Source organism: Sphingopyxis sp. YF1, from assembly GCF_022701295.1.
Lineage (GTDB): Bacteria > Pseudomonadota > Alphaproteobacteria > Sphingomonadales > Sphingomonadaceae > Sphingopyxis.
In genome coordinates this window covers 2,036,509-2,056,132 of record NZ_CP033204.1, presented here as the reverse complement: position 1 = coordinate 2,056,132, position 19,624 = coordinate 2,036,509, and the positions used below count along the sequence as shown (strand labels likewise).

At 64.6% G+C, this 19,624-nt stretch carries 19 protein-coding genes; 15 read left to right on the top strand and 4 right to left on the bottom strand.

Annotation, left to right across the window (positions count from 1 at the left end; all coding sequences use genetic code 11):
* The first annotated feature begins 52 nt into the window (after positions 1–52).
* The 13 genes from EAO27_RS09945 (at position 53) to EAO27_RS09885 (ending at position 11,818) form a co-directional block, all read left to right on the top strand.
* Positions 53–1,585, top strand: coding sequence for an acyl-CoA carboxylase subunit beta (locus tag EAO27_RS09945; RefSeq protein ID WP_242780134.1), 1,533 nt, complete (start codon positions 53–55; stop codon positions 1,583–1,585).
* 200 nt (positions 1,586–1,785) lie between these two features.
* Positions 1,786–2,535 carry a hypothetical protein gene (locus EAO27_RS09940; RefSeq protein ID WP_242780132.1) on the top strand — a complete coding sequence of 250 codons (750 nt, stop codon included), beginning with the start codon at positions 1,786–1,788 and terminating at the stop codon, positions 2,533–2,535.
* Between the two features lie 10 nt (positions 2,536–2,545).
* Positions 2,546–2,806, top strand: a complete 261-nt coding sequence (locus EAO27_RS09935) for a hypothetical protein (protein ID WP_242780130.1) — start codon at positions 2,546–2,548, stop codon at positions 2,804–2,806.
* Entirely contained in the window at positions 2,803–3,243 is a 441-nt protein-coding gene (gene mce, locus EAO27_RS09930) for a methylmalonyl-CoA epimerase (RefSeq protein ID WP_242780128.1), read from the top strand. Before EAO27_RS09935 ends, mce begins: the two co-directional genes overlap by 4 nt.
* A gap of 79 nt (positions 3,244–3,322) precedes the next feature.
* Positions 3,323–5,470, top strand: a complete 2,148-nt coding sequence (scpA, locus tag EAO27_RS09925; protein ID WP_242780126.1) for a methylmalonyl-CoA mutase — start codon at positions 3,323–3,325, stop codon at positions 5,468–5,470.
* Positions 5,467–6,747, top strand: coding sequence for an O-acetylhomoserine aminocarboxypropyltransferase (locus EAO27_RS09920; RefSeq protein WP_242780124.1), 1,281 nt, complete (start codon positions 5,467–5,469; stop codon positions 6,745–6,747). Before scpA ends, EAO27_RS09920 begins: the two co-directional genes overlap by 4 nt.
* Positions 6,747–7,184, top strand: coding sequence for a hypothetical protein (locus EAO27_RS09915; RefSeq protein WP_242780122.1), 438 nt, complete (start codon positions 6,747–6,749; stop codon positions 7,182–7,184). Before EAO27_RS09920 ends, EAO27_RS09915 begins: the two co-directional genes overlap by 1 nt.
* A gap of 15 nt (positions 7,185–7,199) precedes the next feature.
* Positions 7,200–8,228, top strand: coding sequence for a biotin synthase BioB (bioB, locus tag EAO27_RS09910; RefSeq protein WP_242780120.1), 1,029 nt, complete (start codon positions 7,200–7,202; stop codon positions 8,226–8,228).
* A 26-nt stretch (positions 8,229–8,254) separates the two neighbouring features.
* Positions 8,255–8,470 carry a hypothetical protein gene (locus EAO27_RS09905; protein ID WP_242780118.1) on the top strand — a complete coding sequence of 72 codons (216 nt, stop codon included), beginning with the start codon at positions 8,255–8,257 and terminating at the stop codon, positions 8,468–8,470.
* Positions 8,467–8,859, top strand: a complete 393-nt coding sequence (locus tag EAO27_RS09900; RefSeq protein ID WP_242780116.1) for a lysozyme inhibitor LprI family protein — start codon at positions 8,467–8,469, stop codon at positions 8,857–8,859. Before EAO27_RS09905 ends, EAO27_RS09900 begins: the two co-directional genes overlap by 4 nt.
* Positions 8,859–10,865, top strand: a complete 2,007-nt coding sequence (locus tag EAO27_RS09895) for an acetyl/propionyl/methylcrotonyl-CoA carboxylase subunit alpha (RefSeq protein ID WP_242780114.1) — start codon at positions 8,859–8,861, stop codon at positions 10,863–10,865. The genes EAO27_RS09900 and EAO27_RS09895 overlap by 1 nt, the downstream gene beginning before the upstream one ends.
* A gap of 118 nt (positions 10,866–10,983) precedes the next feature.
* Positions 10,984–11,355, top strand: coding sequence for a tRNA-binding protein (locus EAO27_RS09890; protein ID WP_242780112.1), 372 nt, complete (start codon positions 10,984–10,986; stop codon positions 11,353–11,355).
* A gap of 55 nt (positions 11,356–11,410) precedes the next feature.
* Entirely contained in the window at positions 11,411–11,818 is a 408-nt protein-coding gene (locus tag EAO27_RS09885; protein WP_242780110.1) for an MAPEG family protein, read from the top strand.
* A 100-nt stretch (positions 11,819–11,918) separates the two neighbouring features.
* Here the strand turns inward: EAO27_RS09885 and EAO27_RS09880 are convergent, their stop codons facing one another.
* Together EAO27_RS09880 and EAO27_RS09875 are read right to left on the bottom strand one after the other, a co-directional pair.
* Positions 11,919–12,230: a hypothetical protein gene (locus EAO27_RS09880; RefSeq protein WP_242780108.1), complete on the bottom strand. Its 312-nt coding sequence runs from the start codon at positions 12,228–12,230 to the stop codon at positions 11,919–11,921.
* A gap of 330 nt (positions 12,231–12,560) precedes the next feature.
* Positions 12,561–13,331 (bottom strand): cyclase family protein, encoded by a 771-nt coding sequence (locus EAO27_RS09875; protein WP_242780106.1) that lies wholly within the window; start codon positions 13,329–13,331, stop codon positions 12,561–12,563.
* Positions 13,332–13,433: 102 nt separating this feature from the next.
* On the opposite strand from EAO27_RS09875, the gene EAO27_RS09870 reads away from it, so the two are divergent.
* Both EAO27_RS09870 and alr read left to right on the top strand, forming a co-directional pair.
* A complete protein-coding gene (locus EAO27_RS09870; RefSeq protein WP_242780104.1) occupies positions 13,434–15,071 on the top strand; it encodes an MFS transporter in 1,638 nt (545 codons plus the stop codon).
* Positions 15,072–15,114: 43 nt separating this feature from the next.
* Complete coding sequence (alr, locus tag EAO27_RS09865) at positions 15,115–16,161, top strand: alanine racemase (RefSeq protein WP_242780102.1); 1,047 nt, start codon at positions 15,115–15,117, stop codon at positions 16,159–16,161.
* Positions 16,162–16,263: 102 nt separating this feature from the next.
* On the opposite strand, the gene EAO27_RS09860 is transcribed toward alr, so the two are convergent.
* Both EAO27_RS09860 and EAO27_RS09855 read right to left on the bottom strand, forming a co-directional pair.
* Positions 16,264–19,242, bottom strand: a complete 2,979-nt coding sequence (locus EAO27_RS09860) for a TonB-dependent receptor (RefSeq protein WP_242780100.1) — start codon at positions 19,240–19,242, stop codon at positions 16,264–16,266.
* A 24-nt stretch (positions 19,243–19,266) separates the two neighbouring features.
* Positions 19,267–19,620 (bottom strand): hypothetical protein, encoded by a 354-nt coding sequence (locus tag EAO27_RS09855; RefSeq protein ID WP_242780098.1) that lies wholly within the window; start codon positions 19,618–19,620, stop codon positions 19,267–19,269.
* Between the last annotated feature and the right edge of the window lie 4 nt (positions 19,621–19,624).

Here is a 19,624-nt window from a genome sequence, read left to right as displayed (position 1 = left end):
TCGGGGCGCGGGCGGGGGCAGGGGGTGCGTTCGAGAACAACCGGAGAGACGCATGTCCGCCAATATCGCCGAAATGGAAGCCCGCCGCGCCGCCGCCGCCCTGGGGGGCGGGCAGAAGCGCATCGACGCGCAGCACGCCAAGGGCAAGCTGACCGCGCGCGAGCGGCTCGACGTGCTGCTCGACGAGGGCTCGTTCGAGGAGCTTGATACCTATGTCGAGCATAATTGCACCGATTTCGGCATGCAGGATCAGAAGGTTCCGGGCGACGGCGTCGTCACCGGATCGGGCACGATCAACGGCCGCCTCGTCTATGTCTTCAGTCAGGACTTCACGGTTTTCGGCGGCTCGCTGTCCGAGCGTCACGCCGAGAAGATCATGAAGGTGATGGACAATGCGATGAAGGTCGGCGCGCCGGTCATCGGCCTGAACGACAGCGGCGGCGCGCGCATCCAGGAAGGCGTTGCGTCGCTTGGCGGCTATGCCGAGGTGTTCCAGCGCAACGTGCTGGCGTCGGGCGTGGTGCCGCAGATCAGCCTGATCATGGGCCCGTGCGCGGGCGGCGCGGTTTACAGCCCCGCGATGACCGACTTCATCTTCATGGTGAAGGATTCGAGCTACATGTTCGTCACCGGTCCCGATGTTGTCAAAACCGTTACCAACGAGGTGGTGACGCAAGAGCAGCTCGGCGGCGCGATCACCCACACGACCAAGAGCTCGGTCGCCGATCTGGCGTTCGAGAACGACATCGAGACGCTGCTCGCGGCGCGCGATTTCTTTGATTACCTGCCCGAAAACAATCGCAGCGGCGTGCCGGTGCGTCCGACGAGTGACCCCTATGACCGCGCCGAGATCAGTCTCGACACGCTGATCCCGCCCAATGCGAACCAGCCGTACGACATGCACGAACTGATCCGCAAAACGGTCGACGAGGGCGATTTCTTCGAGGTGCAGCCGGCGCACGCCGCGAACATCATCGTCGGTTTCGGACGCATCGAGGGGCGCACGATCGGCATCGTCGCGAACCAGCCGATGGTGCTCGCAGGCGTGCTCGACATCAATTCGTCAAAGAAGGCCGCGCGCTTCGTTCGCTTTTGCGACGCGTTCGAAATCCCGATCGTCACCTTCGTCGACGTTCCCGGTTTCCTGCCCGGCACCGCGCAGGAATATAACGGCATCATCAAGCATGGCGCGAAACTGCTCTTCGCCTATGCCGAAGCGACGGTACCCAAGATCACGGTGATCACGCGCAAGGCCTATGGCGGCGCGTATGACGTGATGGCGTCGAAACATCTGCGCGGCGATTTGAACTATGCCTGGCCGACCGCCGAGATCGCGGTGATGGGCGCGAAGGGCGCGGTCGAGATCATCTTCCGCAGCGATATCGGCGACCCCGAAAAGATCGCGCAGCGGACGAAGGAATATGAGGACCGCTTCGCGAACCCGTTCGTCGCGGCATCGCGCGGCTATATCGACGAGGTGATCCACCCGCACAACACGCGCAAGCGGATCGCGCTGGGGCTGCGCAAGCTCAGGAACAAGCAGCTCGAAAACCCGTGGAAGAAACACGACAATATTCCGCTGTGATAATCGGCGTCACCCCGGACTTGATCCGGGGGGCCGCTCGGCAACGTCGCAAAGCGGGATGCCGGATCGAGTTCGGCATGACGAATGGAGAGTTATTCGGCCTGTGATGGCCGACACAAGCTTTCCGGCGGGTTGGAGGCAAGGGTAAAGGGCGGCTAGGATGCTGCCGCGATGCCCTTGATTCCAAATGAGGTTTGAAGATGCGAAATTTGCTTCTTGGTGCCCTGATCGTCCCCGCGCTGCTGGCTTCGTCGGCGGCGTCGGCGTTCGATCCCGATACCCCTGTCGGCAAGCCCGAGCCGGCCTTTCCGATCACGCTCGGCAGCGAGGAAAGCGAAACGATCGACATTGCGTTCCGTGCGGCCTTCGGTCTCGGCAAGGGCGCCGTGGCGATGGCGGCGCGCGAAATCGACGGGCGGACCTATCATTTCCGTCCCGCCGCGATCCACCTGTTGCCGAACAATGTCGGCGTGCTGCTGAGCCTCGGCAGCCTCGACGAGGCCGGGCATGGCGACGGCGGGATCAACGCGATCCACTATCTGCAGGGCGGCCCGTCGGGCTGGCAGAAGCAGGGTGAATGGTTTGACCGTGGCGCGGTCGGCACCGTCGGCAATGCCGCGACGTCGTGGGCGTTCAGCGACGCGATCGGCAAGAATCCCTATCTCGTCACCGCGGGCGGCGGGGTGTGGCAGGGCTGCGCGATCAGCACCGCGACGCTGACCGAATTGACCCCCGATGGCCCGGTCGATCGGGCGGGCTTCACCGACGCGATGAGCTCGGGCGCGGGCGTCGGGCAGGCCGATGGCGAATATGAGGGCAAGATCGTCGCGGCCGAGCCCGACAAGAGCTTCACTGTCGGCTACACCGGCACGCGGTCGTTCACGCAGCGCTATGTGTTGAAGGACGGCAAATATGCACTGGTCGGCGCCGACCGGGTTCCGGGTTGCTGAGGCGCGGGTGATGGAATGGTTCTGGGCCGCCATCTCGGTCTGCTGGACCATCGGTGCCTGGGTCATTGCCCGGACCGCATGGGCGATGGCGCGCCATTGGGGGCAGGCGGGCGTCGTCGACCGGGGCATGGGGCGCGGCCTGTCGCGCGAGGATAATCCGGTCGGCTTTGCGCTGGCGTATCGCGGGACGCAATTCGTCGCGCTGTTGGGACTGGTTTTCGTCGCGGTCGGGATCGCGATCACATTGGGATGGATATCGAGGGCTTTATGAAACTGGGACGTTTGAACCATATCGGCGTTGCGACGCCGTCGATCGCCGACAGCATCGTCTTTTACCGCGACGTGATGGGCGCGACGAAGATCCACGAACCCTTCGACCTGCCCGATCAGGGCGTGAAGGTGTGCTTCGTCGATACGCCGGGCGCCGATGGCGCGCTCAACGGCACGCAGATCGAACTGGTCGAGCCGCTGCCGGGCAACACGTCGATCGCGGGCTTCCTGCAAAAGAACCCTGCGGGCGGGCAGCACCATGTCTGTTATGAAGTCCCCGACATCTACGCCGCCAAGGCCGCGTTCGAGGCGCTGGGCAAGCGCGTGCTGGGCGAGCCGCGCATCGGGGCGCACGGGACGCTGATTTTCTTCCTGCACCCCAAGGATATGGGCGGGGTGCTGACCGAGATCATGGAAACGCCGAAGGAGGCGCATTGATTTCCCGTTCCCCGGCGAAAGCCGGGGCCCCCGACTTCTGGACCCCGGCTTTCGCCGGGGCATAACAATGAGACTGTATATGACCGACAAGCCGACCATCGACCAATGGGCCGCCGCCGCGACCAAGGAAGTCAAGGGCAAGGACCTGACCTGGGCGACGCCCGAGGGGATCGACGTCAAGCCGCTCTATACGGCCGACGATGTGACCGTCGATCCTGGCTTGCCCGGTTTCGCGCCCTTCACGCGCGGCGTGCGCGCGTCGATGTATGCGGGGCGTCCGTGGACGATCCGGCAATATGCGGGCTTCTCGACCGCCGAGGAATCGAACGCCTTCTATCGCCGCAACCTCGCCGCGGGGCAGAAGGGGCTGTCGGTCGCGTTCGACCTTGCGACGCACCGCGGTTATGACAGCGACCATCCGCGCGTCGTCGGCGACGTCGGCAAGGCGGGGGTCGCGATCGACAGCGTCGAGGATATGAAGATCCTGTTCGACGGTATCCCGCTCGACCAGATGTCGGTTTCGATGACGATGAACGGCGCGGTGATCCCGATCCTCGCTTTCTTCATCGTCGCGGGCGAAGAGCAGGGGGTCGAGCGCAAGCTGCTCGACGGGACCATCCAGAACGACATCCTGAAGGAGTTCATGGTCCGCAACACGTACATCTATCCGCCCGAACCGAGCATGCGGATCATCTCGGACGTCTTCGGCTACACCAGCCGCGAGATGCCCAAGTTCAACAGCATCTCCATCTCCGGCTATCATATGCAGGAAGCCGGCGCGACGCAGGTGCAGGAGCTGGCCTTCACGATTGCGGATGGCGCCGAATATGTGCGCTACGGCGTCGCCTCCGGCCTCGACATCGACAAGTTCGCCGGGCGCCTGTCCTTCTTCTTCGCGATCGGCATGAACTTCTTCATGGAGATCGCCAAGCTGCGCGCCGCGCGCGTGCTGTGGCACCGCGTGATGACCAATCTCGGCGCCAAGGACGAGCGGTCGAAGATGCTGCGCACGCACTGCCAGACGTCGGGGGTCTCGCTGACCGAGCAGGACCCGTACAACAATGTCATGCGCACGACGATCGAGGCGATGGCGGCGATGCTCGGCGGCACCCAGTCGCTGCACACCAACGCGCTCGACGAGGCGATCGCGCTGCCGACCGACTTCTCGGCGCGTATCGCGCGCAACACCCAGATCGTCATCCAGGAAGAGACCGGGATGACCAAGGTCGTCGATCCGCTCGGCGGCTCCTATTATGTCGAGGCGCTGACGCAGGAACTGGTCGACAAGGCGTGGGAGATCATCGAGCGCGTCGAGAAGGAAGGCGGCATGGCGAAGGCTGTCGCCGCTGGCTGGCCCAAGGCGATGATCGAGACCGCTGCCGCAGCGCGGCAGGCGCGCGTCGACCGCGGCGACGACGTGATCGTCGGGGTGAACAAATATCGCCTCGCCAACGAGGATCTGCTCGAAACGCTCGAAGTCGATAACACCAAGGTCCGCGAGGCGCAGATCGCGCGCATCAACAAGATGAAGGCGAGCCGCGACGAAGCCGCGTGCCAGGCGGCGCTCGACGCGCTGCGCAAGGCGGCGGCGGGTGAGCAGTCGATCGAGAACAACCTGCTCGCGCACGCGGTCGAGGCGGCGCGCGCGCGCGCGACGCTCGGCGAAATCAGCCTTGCGATGGAGGAAAGCTTCGACCGCTATGGCACCCAGCCGACGCCGGTGAAAGGCGTCTATGCCGCGCCCTATGAAGGCGATGCGCGCTGGCAGCAGGTGCTCGACGGCGTCGCCGCGGTCGAGCGCCGCATGGGGCGCAAGCCGAAACTGCTCGTCGCCAAGATGGGGCAGGACGGCCACGACCGCGGCGCGAACGTCATCGCCTCGGCCTTCGGCGACATGGGCTTCGATGTCGTTTCGGGGCCGCTGTTCCAGACTCCCGAGGAGACGGTGGTGCTGGCGCTCGACAGCGGCGTCGACGTCGTCGGCGCCTCGAGCCTTGCCGCCGGGCACAAGACGCTCATCCCCGAGCTGATCGGCAAGCTGCGCGAGGCGGGGCGAAGCGACATCAAGGTGATCGCGGGCGGGGTCATTCCGCCGCAGGATTATGACTATCTGCGCGACGCCGGGGTGCAGGGCATCTATGGCCCCGGGTCGAATGTCGTCGAATGCGCCGCCGACGTGCTGCGCCTGCTCGGGCATAATATGCCCCCGCTGGAGGATGCCGCATGACCGAGATGAAACCCGAAACGCTGAGCGTCCACGCCGGCACCGCGCCCGACCCGACGACCAAGGCGCGGATCACGCCGATCTACCAGACCGCATCCTATGTCTTCGACGATGTCGATCACGCATCGCGGCTGTTCAACCTCCAGGAATTCGGGAACATCTACACCCGGATCATGAACCCGACCAACGGCGCGCTCGAAGGCAAGATCGCCGCGCTCGAGGGCGGACAGGCGGCGCTGGCGGTCGCATCGGGACATGCCGCACAGTTCCTGGCGTTCCACACGCTGATGGAACCGGGGTGCGAGATCGTTGCGGCGAAGAAGCTGTACGGCGGGTCGCTCAACCAGCTCGGCCAGAGCTTTCGCAAGATGGCATGGACGACGCATTTCGTCGACGCCGACGATCCGGCGAACGTCGCGGCCGCGATCAACGACAAGACGCGCGCGGTGTTCATCGAGAGCCTCGCCAACCCCGGCGGGGTGGTGCAGGACATCGAGGCGATCGCCAAGGTCGCGCACGACGCGGGCGTGCCGCTGATCGTCGACAACACGATGGCGACCCCGATCCTGTGCCGGCCGATCGAGCATGGCGCCGACATCGTCGTCCATTCGACCACCAAATTCTTGAACGGCCACGGCAATGCCATCGGCGGGGTGATCGTCGACGCGGGATCGTTCGACTGGGCGAAGGGCGGCAAATATCCGACGCTGAGCGAACCCAACGCTTCGTATCACGGGCTGAAATTCACCGAGGCGTTCGGCAATCTCGCCTTCATCCTCGCCGCGCGCACGCTCGGACTGCGCGACCTGGGACCGGCGCTGGCGCCGATGAACGCCTTCCTCGCGCTGACCGGCATGGAAACGCTGGCGCTGCGCATGGAGCGGCATTGCAGTAATGCGATCACGCTCGCCAAATGGTTGCAGGCGCATCCGGCGGTGAGCTGGGTTTCCTATGCCGGGCTGCGCGACAACCCCTATCACGAGCTGGCGCACAAATATCTGGGCGGCAAGGGCGGGTCGGTGTTCACCTTCGGCCTCAAGGGTGGCTACGACGCCGGGGTCAGGCTGGTGTCGTCGGTCAAGCTGTTCAGCCATCTCGCCAACCTCGGCGATACGCGCTCGCTGATCATCCACCCCGCCTCGACGACGCACAGCCAGTTGTCGGCCGACGAACTGGTGCAGGCGGGCGCAGGCCCCGACGTGGTGCGCGTGTCGGTGGGCATCGAGCATATCGACGACATCATCGCCGACCTGGCGCAGGCGCTGGACGCGGCGGCTTGATGTCGCGGATCGCCTCGCTTGCCCTGCTGTTGGCTGTCGCCGCACCCGCGGTGGCGAAGGCTGACCTTCGTCCGAGCGACTATCGCCCGGGCGTGACGGTCGAGCCCCTTTACCGGCAGCAGATCGACGCCGTCTATCACACCGACTGGTCGGGGCGGCTTGAAAAGACCGATGGCGGCTGGCGCGACGTCTATTTCGAAACCGGCGACAAATTCGTCAACAAGGGGCTGATCAGCTTCAACTGCGCCCGGCCGAAGGCGGATATCGGGCTGATCCTGTACGGCACCGGCGCCTATGGCGATGCCGGCGATCGGCGCGTCGTCCGCGTCCGCTTTGCCGATCGCAAGGCGTGGGCGGCGGACCGGTTCGCACCCCTCGCGGGGGAAACTCCGCCCCACCCATTCTACCTCGCGGCGCACAAGCGCTTCTGCCGATAACAAAGGGCCGTTCCCATGACTCTCCCCCCCGCCGAAAACCTGCCCCGCACCGACTGGACGCGCGAAGAAATCGCCGAACTGTTCGACCTGCCGTTCGACGAGCTGATGTGGGAGGCGCAGGGCGTCCATCGCCGCCACCACGCGCGCGGAGAGGTGCAGCTGTGCACGCTCCTGTCGATCAAGACCGGCGGCTGCGCCGAGGATTGCGGTTATTGCTCGCAGTCGGCGCACGCCGAGACGGGGCTGAAGGCGACCAAGCTGATGGACGTGCGCGCGGTGTTGCAGGCGGCCGCCGAAGCGAAGGATGCGGGCTCGCAGCGTTTCTGCATGGGCGCCGCGTGGCGCAACCCCAAGGATCGCGACATGCCCGCGATCGTCGAGATGATCGAAGGCGTGCGCCAGATGGGCATGGAAACCTGCATGACGCTGGGGATGCTGACCAAGGAGCAGGCCCAGACGCTCGCGGTCGCGGGGCTCGACTATTACAACCATAATGTCGACACGAGCCCGGAGAATTACGAGAACATCATCTCGACCCGCACCTTCCAGGACCGGCTCGACACGCTGGAGGAAGTTCGCAGCGCGGGCATCAACGTCTGCTCGGGCGGGATCGTCGGCATGGGCGAGACGCGCGGCGATCGGGTCGGCTTCATCCACGCACTCGCGACCTTGCCGCGCCATCCCGAAAGCGTGCCGGTCAATGCGCTGGTGCCGGTGAAGGGCACCGTGCTCGGCGACATGCTCGCCGACACCCCGCTTGCCCAGATCGACGAGATCGAGTTCGTGCGCACCGTCGCGGTCGCGCGCATCACGATGCCGCTGAGCATGGTCCGCCTGTCGGCGGGGCGCGAGAGCATGTCGGAGGCGACGCAGGCGCTCTGCTTCATGGCGGGCGCGAACAGCATCTTCACCGGCGACAAATTGCTCACCACGGGCAATCGCGGCGACAGCGCTGATGCTGCGCTGTTCGCGAAGCTCGGGATCGTGCCGATGGTGAGCGAAGAGCCGATGCGCCGCGACGAGGCGCTGGAAGCGGCCGAATAGTGACCCGCAAGCCGCTCCTTGCCCTGTTGACCACGCTGTTCTTGCTGCCCGCTTCGTGCGCGAGCGGCTACGCCGCAAACCGGATGCAGGGGGTGCGGCTGGGCACCGAAGCGGGCGCGGGCGGGCCTTTGTGGGTCGAAAATCTGCTGTGGCTCGGCGCGCTGGTGCTGGTCATCGTCTGGGCGCGGCAGATGAAACGGATTTTTCCGGCGCCCGCGGCGCCGCAGGAGACGGGCGAATGATGCTGATGTCGTTGATGCTGTTTGTCGCCGCGGCCGAGGAGCCGGAGTTCGATTGCGACAATCCGCAATATCAGATCGAGATGAACCACTGCGCCTATCGCGACTATGAGGCGGCCGATGCCGAGCTCAACGTGCAATGGAAGCTGACGTCCGCGAAGATGAAGCAGATCGATGCCGAGTTCGACGGCACATATGACAATCGGCCGGGCTATCACGACACGCTGTTGGCCGCGCAGCGCGCCTGGCTGACCTACCGCGACCGGCATTGCGAGAGCGAAGGCTATTCGATGCGCGGCGGATCCGCAGAATCGATGGTGATCAGCGGCTGCCGCGCAACCCTGACCAGAGAACGTACCGAACAACTCAAGGCACTTGTCGAGGAATATTGATGTTCAAGAAAATCCTGATCGCCAACCGCGGCGAAATCGCCTGCCGCGTCATCAAGACCGCGCGCCGCATGGGCATCGCCACCGTCGCCGTCTATTCGGACGCCGATGCGCGCGCGCTCTTCGTGCAGATGGCTGACGAGGCGGTGCATATCGGTGCCTCGCCGGCAGCAGAATCCTATCTGATCGCCGACAAGATCATCGCCGCGTGCAAGGCGACCGGCGCCGAGGCGGTGCATCCGGGCTATGGTTTCCTGTCCGAGCGCACCAGTTTCGCCGAGGCACTCGCCAAGGAAAATATCGCCTTTATCGGACCGCCGGTGGGCGCGATCGCGGCGATGGGCGACAAGATCGAGTCGAAGAAGCTCGCGATGGAAGCCGGCGTCAACGTCGTCCCCGGCTTCGTTGGAGAGATCGAGGATACCGAGCATGCGGTGCGCATCTCGAACGAGATCGGTTATCCGGTGATGATGAAGGCCAGCGCCGGCGGCGGCGGCAAGGGCATGCGCCTGGCGTATAGCGAGCAAGACGTCCGCGAGGGCTTCGAGAGCGTCAAGCGCGAAGGGCTCAACAGCTTCGGCGACGACCGCGTGTTCATCGAGAAATTCATCCTCAACCCGCGCCACATCGAGATTCAGATCCTCGGCGACCAGCATGGCAACACGCTGTACCTCAACGAACGCGAGTGCAGCATCCAGCGCCGCCACCAGAAGGTGGTCGAGGAGGCTCCGTCGCCCTTCGTCACCGAAAAGATGCGGAAAGCGATGGGCGAGCAGTGCGTCGCGCTGGCGAAGGCGGTCGGCTATTACAGCGCGGGCACGGTCGAATTGATCGTGTCGGGCGCCGATCCGACCGGCGAGAGCTTCTACTTCCTCGAAATGAACACACGCCTCCAGGTCGAGCATCCGGTGACCGAAGCGATCACCGGCATCGACCTGGTCGAGCAGATGATCCGCGTTGCCGCGGGCGAAAAGCTCGATCTGAAACAGGAGGATGTGAAGCTCGACGGCTGGGCGATCGAGAACCGCGTCTATGCCGAGGACCCGTATCGCGGCTTCCTGCCCTCGACCGGGCGGCTGGTGCGCTATCGCACCCCGGTGCCGGCGTGGGAGGGCGACGAGCGCGGCGAGGACGGCGTGCGCGTCGATGCCGGGGTCGAGGAAGGCGGCGAAGTGTCGATCTTCTACGACCCGATGATCGCCAAGCTGATCACCTGGGGCAAGACGCGCGACGAGGCCGCCGACCTGCAGGTCGCGGCGCTCGACCGCTTCGAACTCGAAGGGCTCGGCCACAATATCGACTTCCTCTCGGCGATCATGCAGCACCCGCGCTTCCGCTCGGGCGAGCTGACGACGGGTTTCATCGCCGAGGAATATCCCGAGGGGTTCCATGGCGCCGACACCGATGCCGACGTGACGCGTGCACTCGCCGCGATCGCGGGCTTCATGGCTTCGGCCGAGGCCGATCGCGCGCGGCGCACCGACGGTCAGCTCGGCGACCGGCTCGATCCGCCCGCCAAATGGCAGGTGACGATCGACGGCGAAGCCCACAAGGTCAAGCTGGGCAAGAAGCATATCAAGGTCGACGGCGACAAGGTCGATATCGCGCTGGAATATGCACCCGGCGACCGGCTGGTCGTCGCCGGGATCGACGGCAGCGAGCTCGCGGTGAAGGTCGCCAGAACGCGCAGCGGCTGGCGCATGACGACGCGCGGGCGCATCCACGAGGTGCGCGTGCTGCCTTGGCACGTCGCGCCGCTGGCGACGCACATGATCGAAAAGGTGCCGCCCGACCTGTCGAAATTCCTCATCTGCCCGATGCCGGGGCTGCTTGTGACGCTGCACGTCGGCGAGGGCGACAAGGTCGAGGCGGGCCAGCCGCTCGCGACGGTCGAGGCGATGAAGATGGAGAATATCCTGCGCGCCGAAAAGGCGGGGGTCGTGAAGACCGTGAACGCGGCGCAGGGCGACAGCCTTGCGGTCGATGCGGTGATTCTGGAGATGGAATAGCCTGGCGCTTCTCGTCATTGCGAGGAGCGAAGCGACGAAGCGATCCCGAGTGGCGCAGGGCCGCTCGGGATTGCTTTTCCCGGCTTTCGCCGGGATCGCCATGACGGAGTTTATTTGAATGCACGTAAATCACGACGCGGGTGCCCCCGCTGGCGACCCCATTGCCTTCGACGATTTCCTGAAGGTCGACATCCGCATCGGCACGATCGTCGCGGCCGAACCCTTTCCCGAGGCACGCAAACCCGCGTTCAAGCTGAAGATCGACTTCGGCCCCGCGATCGGGGTGAAGAAGAGCAGTGCGCAGATCGTCGATCGCTACGCGCTGGAGGAACTGCCGGGGCGGCAGGTCGCGGCGGTGGTCAATTTCCCGCCGCGCCAGATCGGCAAGTTCATGTCCGAGGTGCTGACGCTGGGCTTCGCCGACGAGGAAGGCGCGGTGATCCTGTTCGCGCCCGACCGTGCGGTGCCCGACGGGTCGCGGCTGTTCTGAGCTTTCCCAGGCCGCCGGTCGGGTCTAGCCTCTCCGGCAAAGGGGAGGAACGATCATGACTTTGCCGGTAACCGCCTTCGTCGGCGCCGTCTGCGCATTTTTGCTGCTGTTCACCGCGATCCTGACCGTGCGCCAGCGGCTGCGGCTGAAGGCCGCCTTCGGCGATCACGGTGATACGAAACTGATCGCGGCGAGCCGCAGCCACGGCAATCTGGCCGAACATGCGCCGATCGTGGTGATCCTGCTCGGCCTGCTCGAAAGCGCGCGCGCCAATCATATGGCGCTGATGGCGATCGGCGCGCTGTTTCTGATCGGCCGCGTCGCGCACATCATCGGCCTGCATGCGCCCGCCGAACCCGGCAAGCCGCCTGTGCCGCGCCAGATTGGCGTGGTCGCGACATGGGCCACGCTGCTGGTGCTGGGCGGGTGGACCCTGTGGATGCTGGCAACGGTGAATTTGTGAGAGGCTCGCCGCCGCCTGACTGAATGGCGGTTTTGGGGTGGAAAGTGGACGTTGTGGCTAAGCGGACGTCGACTATCCCAAACCACTAGCCATGGACTTGCTAATGGGCATCGTGGCCAACGCGAGCAAGAGACGTTTCATAGGCGGCGACAGCCCTACGAAACTCTAGCTGCTTCCGTTCAAGCGCCTTGCGTCGAGTGTAGGCGATAAATGAAAAAAGGACCGCACCGCCGATCATCGGCATCACGCCATCAAGTTCACGCCATTTCGCATAATAATAGGCTGCTCCGGCAACCAACGTAGCCGCCATCACCCAGGCTGTCCAAGTAATGAAGCGCTCCGTCTGCCAAGAGTCGCTCGGCTCAGGGCGGCCACTGTGCCGGTTGGTTGTATGGTCATGGAAACCGATCATCGCGACACTGTTTCATAAGAGGCTGGCAATCGCAACAAGCCCGATGATCGCGCAACCGCAGGCTAGCGGCAATTTTAACATCCGCAACCGGTCGCTTGTTGCCGCGCAGTGACGGGGAGGTAGCAGTGCGAAGCGCTGACGGAGTCAGCGTCGCGCGACCTTTCGGCCCCACCACCACCACCCGCGGCGGTCCTGCTGGCGCTATCGTCGTCTTCGACTTTCCCATGGGTTTCCGCCATAGGGAGGATACAGCAGCGGCGCCGGTCGCCGGCGAATATTCGGCATCCGACCGACCCAAAATGCCGCGCCACACGACGGCGCTTGCGGCGCTCAATCCTCCACCAGCGCCACCGCGCGAATCCAGCCCGCGCTCGCGCGCTCGATCTTCACCGGGAAGCAGCTCAGCGTCCAGCCGGTCGGGGGCAGGGCGGCGAGGTTGGTGAGTTTTTCGATCTGGTAATAGGGCCGGATCCGGCCCGCCTTGTGGCCTTCCCAGATGATCGACGGGTCGCGGGTTTCGGCCCAGCGCTTCGCGGTGTGGCTGAACGGCGCGTCCCAACTCCACGCGTCGGTGCCGACGACCTGCACCCCGCGCTCGGTCAGGTAGAGCGTCGCTTCCGCGCCCATGCCGCAGCCCTGGTCGGTGAAATTGTCGGTGCCATAAAGCGCGCCCGACTGGACGAGGACGATGTCAAAGGGCTGGAGCGTGTGGCCGATGCGCGCGAGTTCGGCTTCGACCTCGGCGGCGCCGATCACATGCCCCGCGGGGCGACCCGAAAAATCGAGCTTCACCCCGGGGCGGAAGAAGAGGTCGAGCGGCGCTTCGTCGATGCTCGGCGCCGGGGTGGCGCCGCGATCGGTGGTCGAGTGGAAATGCCAGGGCGCATCCATATGCGTGCCGTTGTGCGTGCTGAGCGTCAGGCTCTCGACCGCCCAGCCTTCGCCGTCGGGCAGATCGTCCTTGACAAGGCCGGGGAAGAACATCGCGATCTGTTCCCACGTATTCTCGTGGGTCATATAGTGGATCTGGGGCCGCATCACCGGCGGATCGGACACCACGTCGTTGGTGATCGGGATCGAAAGGTCGATGAAGCGGGTCATGCCGCGAAGCTGCCCCCACGCGCCCGCTTGTGCAAGGCCGAACAGCGTTTATGACGGAGCCCGAAAAATGTTCCGCCCGCGCGGCGGGATGAGGGAGAGTATATGACCGCAAGTGCCGCCGGCGCCCGTCATGGCGCGGACTATCAGCCGACCGCGAAAGATATTCGTATGGTCATCGCCGCATCCTCCGCGGGGACGATCTTCGAATGGTATGATTTCTTCATCTACGGCACGCTGGCGGCGATCATCGGCAAGGCGTTTTTTCCCAGCGACAATGCGACGCTCGAGATATTGCTGGTGTGGGCCGGTTTTGCGGTCGGATTCGGGTTCCGGCCGCTCGGCGCGGTGCTGTTCGGTTTCCTCGGCGACCGGCTGGGACGCAAATATACCTTCCTCGTCACCGTCACGCTGATGGGCGTCGCGACCGCGGGGGTCGGCATGATCCCGTCGGCGACGACGATCGGGATCGCCGCGCCGATCATCGTCATCGCGCTGCGCATCCTGCAGGGGCTCGCGCTCGGCGGCGAATATGGCGGCGCGGCGGTCTATGTCGCCGAACATTCGCCGCCCGAAAAGCGCGGTTTCTATACCAGCTTCATCCAGGCGAGCGTCGTCGGCGGCTTCGTGCTCAGCCTGATCGTCGTGCTCGGCTGCAAGGCGGTGATGTCCGACGCCGTGTGGGAGGCGTGGGGGTGGCGCGTGCCGTTCCTGCTGTCGATCATCCTGCTCGCCATCTCGCTGTGGATGCGGCTCAAACTGTCCGAAAGCCCGGTGTTCCAGGCGATGAAGGCCGAGGGCGAACTGGCGAAGAATCCGCTGAAGGAAAGCTTCACCTATCCGGGCAACAAGCTGCGCATCTTCGTCGCGCTGTTCGGTATCGCCGCGGGGCTGACGGTGATCTGGTACACGGCGATGTTCTCGGGTCTGTCGTTCCTCAAAGGGCCGATGAAGGTCGAGGATAGCGCGGCCGAGATCATCGTCGGGATCGCGGCGGCGCTCGGCATGGGGTTCTTCCTGTGGGCGGGGCATCTGTCCGATCGCATCGGGCGCAAGAAGCCGATCGTCCGGGGCTATGCCGCGACGCTCGTGCTGCTCTTTCCGCTGTTCTGGCTGATGGGGAGCGTCGGCAATCCGGCGCTGACCGCCGCGGCCGAAAAGGCGCCGGTGGTGGTCACCGGATCGCAGTGCAGCTTCGACCCCTTTGCGCAGAAACAGGCGACCGCGTGCGGACGGACGCTGGGCGAGCTGACCAAATTGGGAGTGCCCTATGATGTCGTGGCGCACGGCGGCGGTTTCGACAGCGTCCGGGTGACGATCGGCGGACGCGAGGTTGCGGGCGAGGATCCCGCGGTGCTCAAACCCGCGCTCGAGGCGATGGGCTATGATTTCGAAAAGCAGGTGCCGGGGCCGCTCGGCATCGCGGTGATCGTCGCGGCGCTGCTCGGACTCAGCGCGCTGTCGGGCTTCACCTATGGCCCCGTCGCGGCCTTGCTCTCCGAAATGTTCCCGCCGCACGTGCGCTATTCGTCGCTGTCGATTCCCTATCATCTCGGCACCGGCTATTTCGGCGGCTTCCTGCCGCTGATCGCGAGCTTCATCATCGCCAAGACGGGCGATGCCTATGCCGGGCTGTGGTACACATGGGGCGTGGTGCTGGTCGCCTTCCTCGTGTCGTGGTTCTGGCTGAAGGAGCCGGTCGAGGGGCAGTGGGACCGTGGGCCCGGCGCACCGGGCGCCTGAGCGCGCCATTGGCGCTGCCGCCGACCGGGGGTAGGGGCAGGGCATGATCACCATCGCCCCGCCGCAGCGCCTTCGCCTCGATTCCGCCGCGCTGGTTTCCAACTGGCGCTGGCTTGCCAAGGCGAGCGGCGCGGCGGCGTGCGGCGCAGCGATCAAGGCCGACGGCTACGGCCTTGGCGCGCGCGAGGTCATGAAACGGCTCGCGGCCGCGGGCTGCCGCGATTTCTTCGTCGCAACCTGGGCCGAGGCGGCGGCGCTGATGCCGCTACCCGCGGGGACGGCGCTGTCGGTGCTCCACGGCGTCGGGGCGAGTGACATGGTCGCTGCGCTGACGCTTCCTGTCCGTCCGGTGCTCAACAGCGTCGAACAGGTCGCGCGCTGGCGCGCGGCAGGCGAGGGGCGGGCGTGCGACGTGATGGTCGATACCGGCATGGGCCGGCTCGGGCTGACCGCGGCCGAGGCGACGGGCGGCGCGCTCGCCGGGCTCGCCGTTGCGACATTGCTGAGCCACCTTGCCTCGGCCGACGAGGAGAGCGCGCAGAATGCGCGGCAGCTGGCGGCGTTCCATGCGGTACGCGACGCCGTGCCCGCGCAGCGCTACAGCCTCGCCAACAGCGCCGGCATCTGTCTCGGCGCCGACTATGGTTTCGACCTGACGCGTCCTGGGATCGCGCTCTACGGCGGTCTGCCGCGTCCCGAGGCGGCGGGGCACATCCGTCAGGTCGCCTTTCCCGAGGCGCGCGTGCTCCAGGTCCGTGAGGTCGCGGCGGGCGAAACGGTCGGTTACGGCGCGACCTGGACCGCGTCCGCGCCCGCTCGGATCGCGGTCGCCAATATCGGCTATGCCGACGGCTATCTGCGGTGCCACGGCGGCGGCACCGGTTCGGCGTGCTGGCAGGGCCGCGTGCTGCCCGTCGTCGGCCGCGTGTCGATGGACCTCACCGCCTTCGACGTCGGCGATGCCGCGATCGGCGAAGGCGACTGGCTGACGCTCGATTACAACCTGCCCAAGGTGTCGGCGCGCTGCGGGCTGTCGCAATATGAACTGCTGACCGGGCTCGGGGCGCGGTTCGGGCGCGACTGGCGCTGACGCGTCATGACAATCGCGGATTGGCTTGTACGATTTCATTCATGCGCAATAAAAAAGGGCCCCGGTTTCCGGGGCCCTTTCTTTTGAGGTTCGAAGTTCGAGTTAGAACTTGAACGAGCCGTTCACAAAGAACGTACGGCCGCGGTAATCATACCCCGAATAGAGCGGCGCGTTGCCGATCGTCGTGTAGCCAATCGCGGTGATCCGCGGCGGCTTGCGGTCGAAGAGGTTCTGGACACCCGCCGTGAACTCATACTTGTCGGCAATGTTGAACTGGATCGATGCCGAATGGACGAAATAATTCCCGACCTCAAGATAGTAGTTGTCCTTGTAAGCCTGGACCAAATCCGGATCGGAAACACCGGTCAGTTCGTCATATGCGAAGTACTGGTAGGTCTTTTCACGGTCGCCATCGATCCAGTCGACGCCATAGCGGAAGGTCACGTTGTCGAGGCGGTAAGTCGCGTCGAAGTTACCAACCCAGTCGGGGCTGGTGACGGTACCGTTCAGGTCGGTCAGGAACTCCTCAGGGAAGAGGCGGCTCGACTGTTCGGTGTACTTCGTGACGTTGGCGTTCAGCGTGAAGCGTCCGCCGAAGAGGTCACGCGAGTAACGGCCGTTGAACTCGAAACCCTTCACGATGTCTTGCGACAGGTTGACGTAGCTGCCGATCACTTCAAGCGCGTTGTTGGAATCGCGCGTTACGAAGCGACAGAAGCCGGCATTCGGATCGAAATTCGGGTCCGAATAGCAACGGTTCATGATCGTCGAGGCCGTCAGGTTCGCCACGCCGTTGCTGACTTTCGTGTCGAAATAGTCGAGCGCGAGCGAGAGCTGGCCGAACGATTCAGGCAGAACCGGGCGCAGGACAACCCCGACCGTCCAGCTCTTCGAGGTTTCAGCCTCAAGGCCGGCTTCCGCACCGCCGACCGTGAAGGTCGTGATGCCGCTGGTCTGCTGGAAGTCCGCCGGCAGGCCGATCGACGCGCAATTCTGCGCGATGATCTTCTCGTTCGGCGACTGATCAGCCGGAACCGGCAGGTCGTCGCAGGGATCGAGCGAGCCGCTCAGGAAGCCGCTGGTGGCGCCGAGGAACTGCTCGGCAAGTGCCGGAGCGCGGTACGATGTGCCGTAGCTTGCACGGAAGCCAACACCGCGGATCGGTTCCCATTCGGCCGCGATCTTGTAGGTCGTGTCCGAACCGTAGGAAGCATAGTCGGTGTAGCGCGCCGAACCCGTCAGATTGAGGCGGTAGAAGCCCGGGGTGTCCGACAGGATCGGCAGGAAGATTTCGCCGTAGACTTCCTTGACATTATCCTTGCCGACCGTGGGCGTGCCCGCGGTCAGGCCAAGCAGGTTGCCGTTGATCGAGTTGGGATCGGGCTGGTCGTTGATGCTCTGGCGGCGATATTCCGCGCCCAGCGCGAGCTGCGCATCTCCGCCCGGCAACGCGAACAGCGGACCATCGACGTTGAACGCGAAGGTCGTTTCGCGGAACTTGGTCTTGCCGATCGTATTGACGAGAATCCAGTCGCGGAAATCCTGCGGAAGACGGCCGCCGATGACGTCCGCCGACAGCACAGGAGCGACGACGCAGTTCCGATTGACCGCCTGCGAGGCGCAGCTGAAGGTGCCATTGCCGTTTGCAACGGCGTCGAGCGAAGCCGCGAGGCGATCGATCAGGAAGGATTCGATCTCGTACGAGCCATCGTTCCACGACTTGCCGACATAGGCGTCGTAGCGCCAGCCCGGAGCGAAGAAGTCGCCGCGGACCCCGCCGCCAACACGAACATAGTCAACCTGCTGCTTCGAATCGGTCAAACCGAAGCCGATAAACGCGCGGGCCGCGACGATCTTGCCGCCCGAGGTTTCGTTCGGGTTCAGGAAGGCGCCGTTGCGAAGGTTTTCGGGGAGCAGCGGGCTTCCGCGGACGTAGTCCAGCGAAAGCTGGCGATACAGCGGCGACTCCGACTTGCGGCGGGTGGCGAGGAATTCACCGTAGATTTCGGCATCGCCGAGAATGTCGGTCTTGTACGTCCCCGACAGGAAGCCCGTATAGATTTCGGCCTGGGTGATCAGCGGCTCTTCCTGCGACGCGGGGTCGAAGGTGTCGCGGTCATAAGTGCCGACGCCCAGATAGCCGGGGAACGGACCGGTGGTAACGCCAGGGGCCGGAACAAAGCGGTTGAAATTGCCAACCTGGCCGCTGGTGCGACCGATAGCCTGACGCGTCGGTGCACCGAGCGTGTTGATTGTTACACCGCCGTTGTCGAGCGTGAAGCAGTTGCGCGGGTCGCCGATGGGGAAAGCGTCCCCCGATCCGAATTCCGAACCTTCGCCGTCGAGGAAGCCGCCGACCGGGCAGCTGAGCCACGGCACGTCGTTGAGCGACAGCTGATCGCGCTTGCGGTATTCGAGCGAGCCGATGATGCTGAGACGGTCGCTTTCAAAACCGAAGCTCGCGGCAACGCGCCGGTCGATGCCCGCGCCGACTTCCGGAATGTTGACCTGAGCGTCGATCTGCAGCCCGCGCAGCTTCTGGTCGGTGATGATGTTCACGACGCCCGCGACGGCGTCCGAGCCGTAGATCGACGAAGCGCCGGCTTTCAGAACTTCGATGCGATCGACGATCGCGGTCGGCAGGACGTTAAGGTCGGTGGCGAGCACCGAACCGCGCGTGCCGCCCGGCGCGAGGCGACGGCCGTTGAGCAGGATGAGCGTACGGCTCGGGCCGAGGCCGCGCAGGCCCAGCGTGTTGGCGCCGGTGCCACCGTCGGTGACGAAGCCGCCGTAGAAGTTGTTGATCTGGCCGGCGCCTTGTGTGACCGCAGTGCTCTGCAGGGCATCGGTGGCGCTGTTGAAGCCAGCCTGAGTGATTTCGTCCGACGTGATGACAGTGATCGGCTCTGCGGCGGTGAATTCGTCGCGGCGGATGCGCGAACCCGTGACGACGATGACATCGGATTCTTTGGTGGCGGTTGCCTCGTCCGCCGAAGCAGTTTCTTGGGCAAGGACTGGCTGACTCGCAGATATAGCTACTGCAAAAGCAGCAGCACCCATAAGCAGGTGCGACTTATTCATCAATGTAACTCCCCGGTTGTCCGTTCAAAAATCGAGATGAACGGATTGGGCATAGACAAAGACGGAAATTGAAATGCGCACAAGTCCTTGATGGCAATTTTCTGACGAGTCGAAGCTATCGGTGTGACATTGTGTCATTTTCGCAACAGTAGGCGGCAGGTGCGCCGGAAAAGCGCTGCGTAACATGATTGTGGCGTCGTGACACGAAGCATGGTTTTTTGCCTGGAAGGCGTGTGATTGTGTCAGTTTAAAAGTTTCATGTGTAACTATATTGCGTGAGTTGATTTGGCGCGATTTGCGGCTGGTAGAGGTGATGTGCGTTGATCGGGCGCCGCTGCGGTCTGCGGTGCTGTCGCCAGCGAAGGCGAATCGCTCCATCGTC